Raw genomic sequence first — 9,698 nt, 5'->3', positions numbered from 1 at the left:
GAAAACAATCTTCATTGGGTGTTGGATGTTCATTTTCGAGAGGATGCATGTAAAATCAAAGCAGAAAAAGCGATGCAAAATCTGTCACTGATCCGAAAGATCTGTTATAATCTTATGAAATTGGATAAACGATTTGACAAGAAGAAAAAAATGACCTATAAAAAGATGAGTATGTTATATACATATCATTTAGAATATGTGCAGGAATTGATTTTTGAGAAAATTGTAGAAAATATTTAAAAATATCCATCTAGGGAAATAGTTCTCTAAATGGATATTTTATGCGGTTGCCCTGTATCTCTTGTCACGTCTTTAATCCATTTATAACCGTAAAACCGTTTCAAAGTAATCGGAAGTTTAATGATTTCATCACTCATTAAAAGCATATAGACAATCTGTACCGGGGCATGGAATACAAATGCCGCAAGTGCTCCAAGCAAAATAGAGCATCCCCACATCGTTCCAACATCCAGAGCCAGACCAAACTTTGTATCCCCTCCGGAGCGAAATACCCCAACAACCAGTGTTGTATTTAATGCCTGCGCCACTGTGAAATAAGACATTACAAAGAACATAAATGTCAGATAGCTCTGTGCTTCCGGTGTAAGAGCCATCACTGCATTGGCGATCGGAGCCGCGATCAGAATCAGACCGCCACCAATACAGCCTGCAATCAGACTTAACTTGATAAATTTGCGTCCATATACTTTTGCATCTTCAAACCGCTGTTCTCCAATCGTTTTTCCAAGATAGATCGCCGTTGCATTGCATATTCCAAAGGCAACGACGGTCGCAAGCTGCCGCGCTACCTGTGCCACAGAATTGGCAGCCACTGCCGCACTTCCTAAATGACCGATTACCGCCGTATTTGCTGAAGAGCCAAGTCCCCACATCAGCTCATTTAACACTACCGGAAGCGAATACATGAGAAAATCTCCCATCAGAAGTTTATCTGTAGTAAAAAGATCTCTTATATGTATTTTTACAATTTTGTTTTTCACAGTTGCATACCAGAAAACAATTGCCGCCTCCACAACACGGGCCGCCAGTGTTCCTATCGCAGCACCCACGATTCCAAGCTTCGGCATACCAAACAGTCCAAAAATCAGCACTGCATTGATGAAAATGTTGACAAGCAGTGAAACACTGTATACAACCGTTGCAATCACAACTTTCTCAATACTTCGCATGATATTCAGATAGATTTGCGTAAATGCCATCAGAAGATACGATACACCTACGATTCTTAAATATTTTACACCTTCCTGAATGACTTCCGGTTCAGAAGAATAAATCCGCATTAACATATCCGGAATACAAAATGCTGCCGCTGCAAAAAATAATGCCACCAGAAAGGCGATCCGAAATGCCATACCAAGTATTTTTTCAATCGTTCTGCAGTCTCCCTTTCCCCAATATTGTGCTGTCAGCACCGTCGCGCCGGACGTTACCCCCATAAACACAAGCGTCATAACAAACTGGATCTGACCGGCCAGAGATGCACCTGAAAGAGCTGTCTCACCAACCAGCCCAAGCATAAATACATCCGCTGCCGTTACTCCCACGTTGATCAGGTTCTGAAGTGCCATTGGAATAATCAGCACAAGTACCTGTTTGTAGAACTGTTTCCAATTAATTCCGGAAACATCTTCTGAATAATTTTTCGCCATTTTTTCTTACTCCTTTTCACGCATTTCCTGTTCCATCTCATTCAGTTCAGAAAGGATCTCTTCTCTTGTTTCTTCAAACAGCATTCCCCGATGGTGTTTATAATAAAGATCACAGCCATTTTCCTTAATAAACTGTATTGCATAGTAATTTGTATCAAGTTCTGTCACAAAAATTACCATCTCCTGGCTCTCTCCGAAAGCGGCTTCCAAAAATAAAAACGCATGTTCCAGTGCAGCCCCGGCTGTTTTGATCGACAGTTCCCGCCTCTGCACTTCCTGTGCAAACACCTCTTTTACATATCTTAACACATCCTCCCCTTGAAGATGCTCTAAAAGAATGGCTTTTCCATAGCCTTCCAGTGTTGTACAGATACGTTTTGCCATCCGGTTTTCTGCCTTCGTCATCTGTTCCGCTGTTCGAAGCCCTTCGTATTTCTGTTCTGCTGCAAGAATCGTCTCCGTAAAAGCTCCTCCTGCCGCCTGAAATGACTTGAGCCAGCCAAAAAGTTCTGTCACAAAGCGGTCTGTATCATAAGCATTCCGGAACAGTTCATTTAACTTTCCAAGTAAAAGTCCTACTACACTAAGTCTCTCATCAAAAGATGCAAACTTCAACCGTTCCAACGTACTATCACTGTACTGTCCTTCCAAAATCTTCTCCAGACCATAATCTTTTTTGTATTTTGCATACAGCTCTAAATAATTTGCAAAATCCTTTGCAATTTTCCAATGTCGTATATACTGATACACAATTTCCCGGTCAATCGTCTTATCAAGTTTTTCATATGCCTTGATCAATTCCGATAAATCTTCCCAGCCTCGTGCCGTCACAAATCGCTTGCCATCTACCGTTGTTTCCATACGATAGAAATTTTCTTTTTTTAGCTCCAGATAAGCAAGGATTGCCGGATGGATTCCTTCCCGATAAGCATATTCCTTCCATACTTCAAAGTTTTCTTCTACATGGATCATCTTAATCCGGTCTAACGTGACAACATCAAATTCCCGAACAGATTTATTATACTCCGGCGGATTCCCGGCTGCTGCAATTACCCAGCCCTCCGGCACTTTCTGATTGCCAAATGTCTTACACTGGAGAAACTGCAGCATTGTCGGTGCAAGTGTTTCTGAGACGCAATTAATCTCATCAATAAACAAAATTCCCTCCCGTATTTCGGTCTGCTCCATCTTCTCATATACGGCTGCAATAATCTCACTCATCGTATATTCTGTAACTGAATAAGCTTGTCCACCGTACATTTTTTCTTTAATAAACGGCAGCCCCACCGCACTCTGTCTTGTATGATGTGTAATTGTGTAAGCCACAAGATTAATCCCGCACTCCCTGGCAATCTGCTCCATAATCTGTGTCTTTCCGATTCCGGGCGGGCCCATCAGAAGCACCGGCCGCTGCCGGATCGATGAGATGGCATATTCTCCATCCTCATCTTTCATCAGATACGCTTCCACCGCATCTTTTATTTCCTGTTTTGCACGCTTGATGTCCATAACTTTTCTTCCTCCTGCTCTTTCACATCTTCTTCCTCGATTACAAGCTTCATCGCCCAGGGCGGTACATCCACATCTTTATAGTCCTTCTGCATAAATACAAACGCAGTATCATAGGGTGGTTTTTTCTCCGGATAGATTCCCTGTCCATCCGTAAAATAAAGCACACCTCTAAGCTGTTCAAATTCTCCGCGTTCCAAAAGTTCTGCAATATATTCAAATGCCGGACGGAAATCTGTTCCGCCTCCGCCTTTCATTTCCAGATGTTCCATATAGGCTTTTAGTTCTTTTTCTTCAGTAATTCTAATATCTTCCTGTACCCTTTCATCGCATTGGATAATGTGGATCTTCACTTTCCGGAAGAAGCTTTCCTGTTCACACAAAATGCTGTACGTCTCCTCCAGAAAATTCCTGACCAGCTCCCCGGAACAGGACATGGAGGTATCAACCACGATCACAAACTCTTCCACCTTTTTTACTTCTTTCCACTCTTGTGGTTCAATCAGCGGAAGATTTCCATAAAATCTCAATCCATAACTGTAAAAAGTATAATCAAATGAATCTGCATCTACACCAATTTCTTCCCGAAACACTGAAAATTTTCTCAAAAATTCCCGATAATCATATCGTTCTCTATTTTCAATCTGCATCTGTTCCAGCAAATCTCCTGCATCTTGAGTACTTTCTTTCGCAAAGGTCTCCATCTCTGTCTGCATCTGCTCACTCACATCTTCCCAGCGATTCTGAATTTCCGTTTTTCGCTTCGGATCTTCACTGTTTTCCCAGAAACAGTGATCGTCCACAGTAAATTCTTTCTGAAGCTTCTGAAATTCTATTTCTGTCAAGTTCATGTGTTCTAATTCCCGATACACCTTTTCCGCTGTAAGAACCCGCATCTTCTGCTCCATATGCCGGTAGGTTTCTCTCCTAAGAGGCGACCGCCCCCGCCGCACATTTCTCAGATCCAGGCTGTCAATAACCGACTCAATGACAATATCACAGGCAAGTGAAAACAATTCTTTCTCACGGCTTCCTTTTTTCAGCATATGCCGGAAAATACAGTGCAGTACCATATGGAGATACAGCCGGTTTACCTCTATCCGGTCTTCCCGATACAAACCGCCTAGATCTCTGACATTAAAGTAAATAAAAAGTCCGTCTGTACCAGCTGTTTTCACTTCGTTATCCATTTGAAAAACAAATCCGGATAACGCCACATCGAGAAATCTCATCCGGACATAGAGTTCATTTCCGGCCGCCCTTAAAATTCTGCATCCAATTTCATAGAGACGCCCATTCTCCAATTCTTTCATCTATCCTCTCCTACCATTCAAATAACTTTGGCTTTGCTTTGTATCTTTTATGTTTTTCTTCCATTAAAAAGCTGACAAATTCTGTCTTTCTTTTCTCTGCCGCAAAATCTATCGCAGCATTTAGTCCTTCTTCCGTCCATAGATTACTTTCTGTTAAATAAAAAATTCCCTTCTCCCACTCTCGAACGATCAAAAATGCTGCCGCCTCCTTCACATTTGCTCTGACATATTCTTCGTACCGTTCTTTCGCCTCCTCTGAAAGCTGGTACGGAAACAGCAAACGCGAAAATACAAGTTCAAATACAGTTTCTTTCTCTTCTCTTGCTCTGGCATAAACAAACATCTCATCATATCTTTTGTAATCTACTTCCTTATTATAAATGCATTGTCGATAATTTCCTCCCGATCCGTGGTATTCTGTCATGACAATCCTTGCCGGAGTATTCTCCACCGCTTCTTCATAATGTTCCGGAAAAATCAGTCTGGCCGTTTCTTCCTTCCCGTTTGTGTGATGCCGAAGTGTTACCGAAAGACAAAATCGGTTTTCTGCAACAATATCCCGCAGACAGCATTTCCGCCCATGATAAAGATCTACTTCAATCTCCCGAATGCGGCATCCGGTAAACACTCCTCCCCCAATATCCTGAAGTGTATCCGTCAAAACTATCTTCTGAAGATTTGCACATCCATAAAAAGCATATCTTCCGATTCGTCTGACCGTATCCGGCAAAATAACTTCTCTTAGATCTTTTCCATGTTCCGAAAATGTATATGGACCAAGCGCTGTAACACTGCGTCCCTCTATGTTCTCCGGAACTATGACAGCACTTCCACTTCCGACATATTTTATTATTTCTGCCTTATCTTGATCTATTTTAACCTCAAATACCATACAATTTTCTCCATTCTCGTTTTACCACATTAGTATATCATTTTAGTACTTGACTGAAAAGAGGAAGAAATTTATACTTAAACACAATGGATATGTAAAGGAGAGAGAGTTATGAAACGAGAAAAACTAAGTTCCCGTCTGGGATTTATCCTGCTTTCTGCCGGCTGTGCAATCGGCATTGGCAATGTCTGGAAATTCCCATTTATTACCGGACAGTACGGGGGCGGTGCCTTTGTACTGATCTACATTTTCTTTTTAGTCGTACTGGGACTTCCTGTAATGACAATGGAATTTGCAGTTGGACGCGCCAGTCAGAAAAGCCCGGTCAGAGCATACAATGCCTTAGAAAAACCTGGTCAGAAATGGCATCTTCACGGCTATGTGGCAATGGCCGGAAACTATATTTTAATGATGCTCTATACCACTGTCTGTGGCTGGATGCTCTATTATTTCTATCAGACAGTTACCGGTAAATTTGTCGGGGCATCAACCGAAACAGTAAATACGATTTTTTCTGACATGCTTGCCAGTCCTGCCGCTATGGGTGGGTTAATGATGGCAGTTGTCATTATCGGCTTTTTTATCTGTTCCATCGGACTTCAAAAAGGACTGGAACGCATTACGAAATTTATGATGATCGCATTGCTGATCGTTATGGTTGCCCTTGCCATCAACAGTATTTTCATGGATGGCGGTTCTGAAGGTCTTGCCTTCTATCTGAAACCAGACTTCAAACGTATGGCTGAGATTGGTATTGTAGACACTGTTGTTGCTGCTATGAATCAGGCTTTCTTTACTTTAAGTCTTGGTATTGGTGCAATGGCTATCTTTGGCAGCTACATCGGCAAAGAGCGCTCCCTGTTAGGAGAAGCAGTAAATGTAGCTGTTCTTGATACTTTTGTTGCAATCACAGCAGGTCTGATCATCTTCCCGGCATGCTTTGCCTTTGATGTAGCACCGGACAGCGGTCCAAGTCTGATTTTTATTACATTGCCTAATGTATTTAACCATATTCCTCTTGGACGTCTCTGGGGAAGCCTGTTCTTTGTTTTCATGGCATTTGCCGCTTTTTCAACAGTGCTTGCCGTATTTGAAAATATTTTATCCTGTACAATGGATCTGACTGGTTGGAGCCGCCGCAAAGCCTCTGTCATCAATGCAATTGCAATCATTATTTTATCATGGCCTTGCGTACTCGGCTATAATCTCTGGTCCGGTTTCCAGCCGTTTGGTCCTGGAAGCGCTGTGCTTGATCTGGAAGATTTCGTTGTCAGCAACGTCCTTCTTCCGCTTGGCTCACTTGTCTATCTGCTCTTCTGTGTCAGCCGCTATGGTTGGGGATGGAAGAATTACTGTCAGGAAGCCAACACCGGCAAAGGTCTCAAGATCCAAAACTGGATGAGAGTCTATATTACTTATATCCTGCCGATTATGATCCTTTGTATCTTCCTCATTGGAATCAAAGATAAATTCTTCTAAGTTTGACTTTCACTGAATCTATGATATGATTAATGTATCAAGCAATACGAGGTGTGTAGTGATGAAGATTCAAGAATCTGCTGAAAATTATCTGGAAACTATATTAATCCTGTCTCTAAAGAAAAGTTATGTGCGTTCTATTGATATTGCAAATGAACTCGGCTTCTCAAAACCAAGCGTCAGCGTGGCAATGAAGAATCTGAGAGAAAACCATTACATCACGGTGGCTTCTGACGGCAATATCTCACTGACAGATGCCGGAAGAACCATTGCGGAAACAATCTATGAACGTCATACATTTCTGTCTTCCTGGCTGACACAGCTTGGTGTGCCTTCCGAAATCGCTTCGGAGGATGCCTGCCGGATTGAACACGTCATCAGTTCAGAAAGTTTTGAGGCATTGAAAAAGCATGTTTCCATGCATACAGATAAGCTATAATAATAACCCGCTGCTCAGAATAAAGACATCTGAATCAGCGGGTTGTTTTTTATTTATCAGTAACATTTTCTAGTAAAATGTTACTACATCATTCTTTGGCCGGTACGCCAGTTCAATCTCATCAAGTTCCAGCATCGGCGCTTCTCCATCTCTTGTCATGACTGTCTCATAAGTGACAGTCACTGTTACCCAGGAGCGTTTTTCATATGGGATTTCTTCCCTGCATTTACACAAAAATCCGAGAAACTTAATATCTTCCTCACAGCATGTCATCACAAAACGTCCCGGCACAAATTCATTCTGTGCCAGTTTTTTCCCTTTGTATACCTGTGCAAGAAAACGGATTTTCTTTCCTCGATAATGTTCCGGATGCTCCAGCGCATCAATATACCAGAGTCCGTAATCAATATCATCCACTTCAATCAGATCTTTCGTAATATCAAACGGAAGCGCTTCTTCTCCCTGCTCAAACGCTTCTCCGTTCTCACGCTCAAATACAATCTGTGCTTTCGCATTCATAACCTTAATACTGCGCCGGATCTTAGCCCAGTCTGTCTCATCGGTACAGCGATTCACAATTACCAGGTCTGATTGAAATACCTGTTCTAAAAACATCGTTCTCATATTTGTCAGATATAATTCTGCTGTCGTAGCATCTACGGTTGAATAAATCCCGGTAATCATCCAGCCTTGCGGCATCTCTGTCTCCAGAATTGTACTCATCTCCCATGTTCCATTATACTCAATCAGTACATGATCCGGATGATAATTGCGCCAGATTCCCATAAGAAACTCCTTGTTAAACTGTTCTTCTTCCTCCAACACAAGCGGAATGATATTTGCCTTTTTCAGAAGCGCCGGATCGAACGCTTCTTCTCCTTCTTCACAGAGGATAAGCACTGTCTGACGATACTCATCAAAATCCGAATGTTCCACCGCATCGATTATAAGAGACGTCTTTCCGCTATCTAAAAATCCGGTAAAAATATCTACTGCTGTCTCCATATCTTCTCTCCTACAATCTGTCTAGTGCTTCTTCATTCAGCTTTGTTCCGATCACACAGATCTTTCCTGTGTAGTCCGGATGTCCGTCCCGGATTTCATACTCCTGCGGTACATAATCAAATTCAATCCAATTTCCTTCTGTTCCCTGAACAATTCCTTTTGCCCGCAGCACTTCTCCATATGCTTCTGTCTCAGAAAATGCCTTCAGCAAAGTCTCCACTTCTTCTTTTGTATATTTCTTTACAGTCTCTCTTCCCCAACTTGTAAACACTTCATCTGCATGGTGGTGGTGATGCTCATGGCAGCCACAGCTCTCTTCATGGTCATGGTGATGCTCGTGACAGCTGCAGCCTTCTTCATGGTCATGGTGATGCTCGTGGCAGTTACATTCTTCTGAAATCAGATTCGCTGCATCTTTTGAGTGTTCCAGTGCCTGACGGATTACTTCTCCATTCAACTGATCCCACGGTGTTGTAATCAGTGTTGCTGTCTGATTCTCTTTTCGAATCTGCTCCACACACGTCTGTAATTTCTCTTCCGTCATCATTTGTGTACGACTCAAAACAATTGTTGTTGCATGTTCAATCTGATTATTATAAAATTCTCCGAAATTCTTCATGTAAAGCTTTGCTTTTTTTCCATCTACAACAGTAATACGACTGTTCAGCACAATTTCTGCCTGCTCGCGAACGGCTTCTACCGCCTTTGCCACATCGGACAATTTGCCGACTCCGGATGGTTCAATGAGAATCCGATCCGGATGATATTCTTCTACAACTTTCTTCAGTGCTGTGCTAAAATCTCCTACAAGTGTACAGCAAATACATCCTGAATTCATTTCCGTAATCTCAATTCCGGCTTCCTTCAAAAAACCTCCATCGATCCCAATCTCTCCAAACTCATTTTCAATCAGTACGATCTTCTCTCCCTGGAATACACTTGAGACGAGCTGTTTGATAAATGTTGTTTTCCCAGCTCCTAAAAATCCTGAAATAATATCAACTTTTGTCATGTAAATCCTTCTTTCTTTGTTCTCTGCACTGCCATATATTATACCATTTTTTTCACATTTGAACAGTACCAAATCCATCTCCGGACAGGGCAACCGCATAAAATATCCATTTAGAGAACTATTTCCCTAGATGGATATTTTTAAATATTTTCTACAATTTTCTCAAAAATCAATTCCTGCACATATTCTAATGATATGTATATAACATACTCATCTTTTTTATAGGTCATTTTTTTCTTCTTGTCAAATCGTTTATCCAATTTCATAAGATATAACAGATCTTTCGGATCAGTGACAGATTTTGCATCGCTTTTTCTGCTTTGATTTTACATGCATCCTCTCGAAAATGAACATCCAACACCCAATGAAGATTGTTTTC

Annotated in this window: 8 protein-coding genes and 1 pseudogene; 3 read left to right on the top strand and 6 right to left on the bottom strand. The window is 41.6% G+C overall.

The window, feature by feature from the left end:
• A pseudogene (locus DWX73_RS13585) lies at positions 1–240 on the top strand (hypothetical protein); the annotation flags it as partial.
• Positions 241–266: 26 nt separating this feature from the next.
• On the opposite strand, the gene DWX73_RS12035 reads toward DWX73_RS13585, so the two are convergent.
• The 4 genes from DWX73_RS12035 to DWX73_RS12020 are packed head-to-tail and all read right to left on the bottom strand — an operon-like array spanning position 267 to position 5,384.
• Positions 267–1,670, bottom strand: a complete 1,404-nt coding sequence (locus DWX73_RS12035) for an MATE family efflux transporter (RefSeq protein WP_118348986.1) — start codon at positions 1,668–1,670, stop codon at positions 267–269.
• Between the two features lie 6 nt (positions 1,671–1,676).
• On the bottom strand, positions 1,677–3,179 hold the full coding sequence (locus DWX73_RS12030) for an AAA family ATPase (RefSeq protein WP_118348985.1): 1,503 nt from the start codon (positions 3,177–3,179) through the stop codon (positions 1,677–1,679).
• On the bottom strand, positions 3,149–4,492 hold the full coding sequence (locus tag DWX73_RS12025; protein ID WP_118348984.1) for a vWA domain-containing protein: 1,344 nt from the start codon (positions 4,490–4,492) through the stop codon (positions 3,149–3,151). Before DWX73_RS12025 ends, DWX73_RS12030 begins: the two co-directional genes overlap by 31 nt.
• A gap of 10 nt (positions 4,493–4,502) precedes the next feature.
• Positions 4,503–5,384: a leucine-rich repeat domain-containing protein gene (locus tag DWX73_RS12020; RefSeq protein WP_118348983.1), complete on the bottom strand. Its 882-nt coding sequence runs from the start codon at positions 5,382–5,384 to the stop codon at positions 4,503–4,505.
• A 111-nt stretch (positions 5,385–5,495) separates the two neighbouring features.
• On the opposite strand from DWX73_RS12020, the gene DWX73_RS12015 reads away from it, so the two are divergent.
• Positions 5,496–6,863 carry a sodium-dependent transporter gene (locus DWX73_RS12015; protein ID WP_118348982.1) on the top strand — a complete coding sequence of 456 codons (1,368 nt, stop codon included), beginning with the start codon at positions 5,496–5,498 and terminating at the stop codon, positions 6,861–6,863.
• A 61-nt stretch (positions 6,864–6,924) separates the two neighbouring features.
• Positions 6,925–7,302 (top strand): metal-dependent transcriptional regulator, encoded by a 378-nt coding sequence (locus DWX73_RS12010; RefSeq protein ID WP_118348981.1) that lies wholly within the window; start codon positions 6,925–6,927, stop codon positions 7,300–7,302.
• 69 nt (positions 7,303–7,371) lie between these two features.
• Here the strand turns inward: DWX73_RS12010 and DWX73_RS12005 are convergent, their stop codons facing one another.
• Together DWX73_RS12005 and DWX73_RS12000 are read right to left on the bottom strand one after the other, a co-directional pair.
• Positions 7,372–8,307, bottom strand: coding sequence for a TIGR03943 family putative permease subunit (locus DWX73_RS12005; RefSeq protein WP_118348980.1), 936 nt, complete (start codon positions 8,305–8,307; stop codon positions 7,372–7,374).
• 10 nt (positions 8,308–8,317) lie between these two features.
• Positions 8,318–9,319 carry a CobW family GTP-binding protein gene (locus DWX73_RS12000; protein ID WP_118348987.1) on the bottom strand — a complete coding sequence of 334 codons (1,002 nt, stop codon included), beginning with the start codon at positions 9,317–9,319 and terminating at the stop codon, positions 8,318–8,320.
• Positions 9,320–9,698 lie beyond the last annotated feature (379 nt).

Source organism: Coprococcus sp. AF21-14LB (genome assembly GCF_003458885.1).
Lineage (GTDB): Bacteria > Bacillota > Clostridia > Lachnospirales > Lachnospiraceae > UBA9414.
Note: the sequence above shows the minus strand (reverse complement) of the source record. Positions and strands in the feature narration are given on the sequence as shown.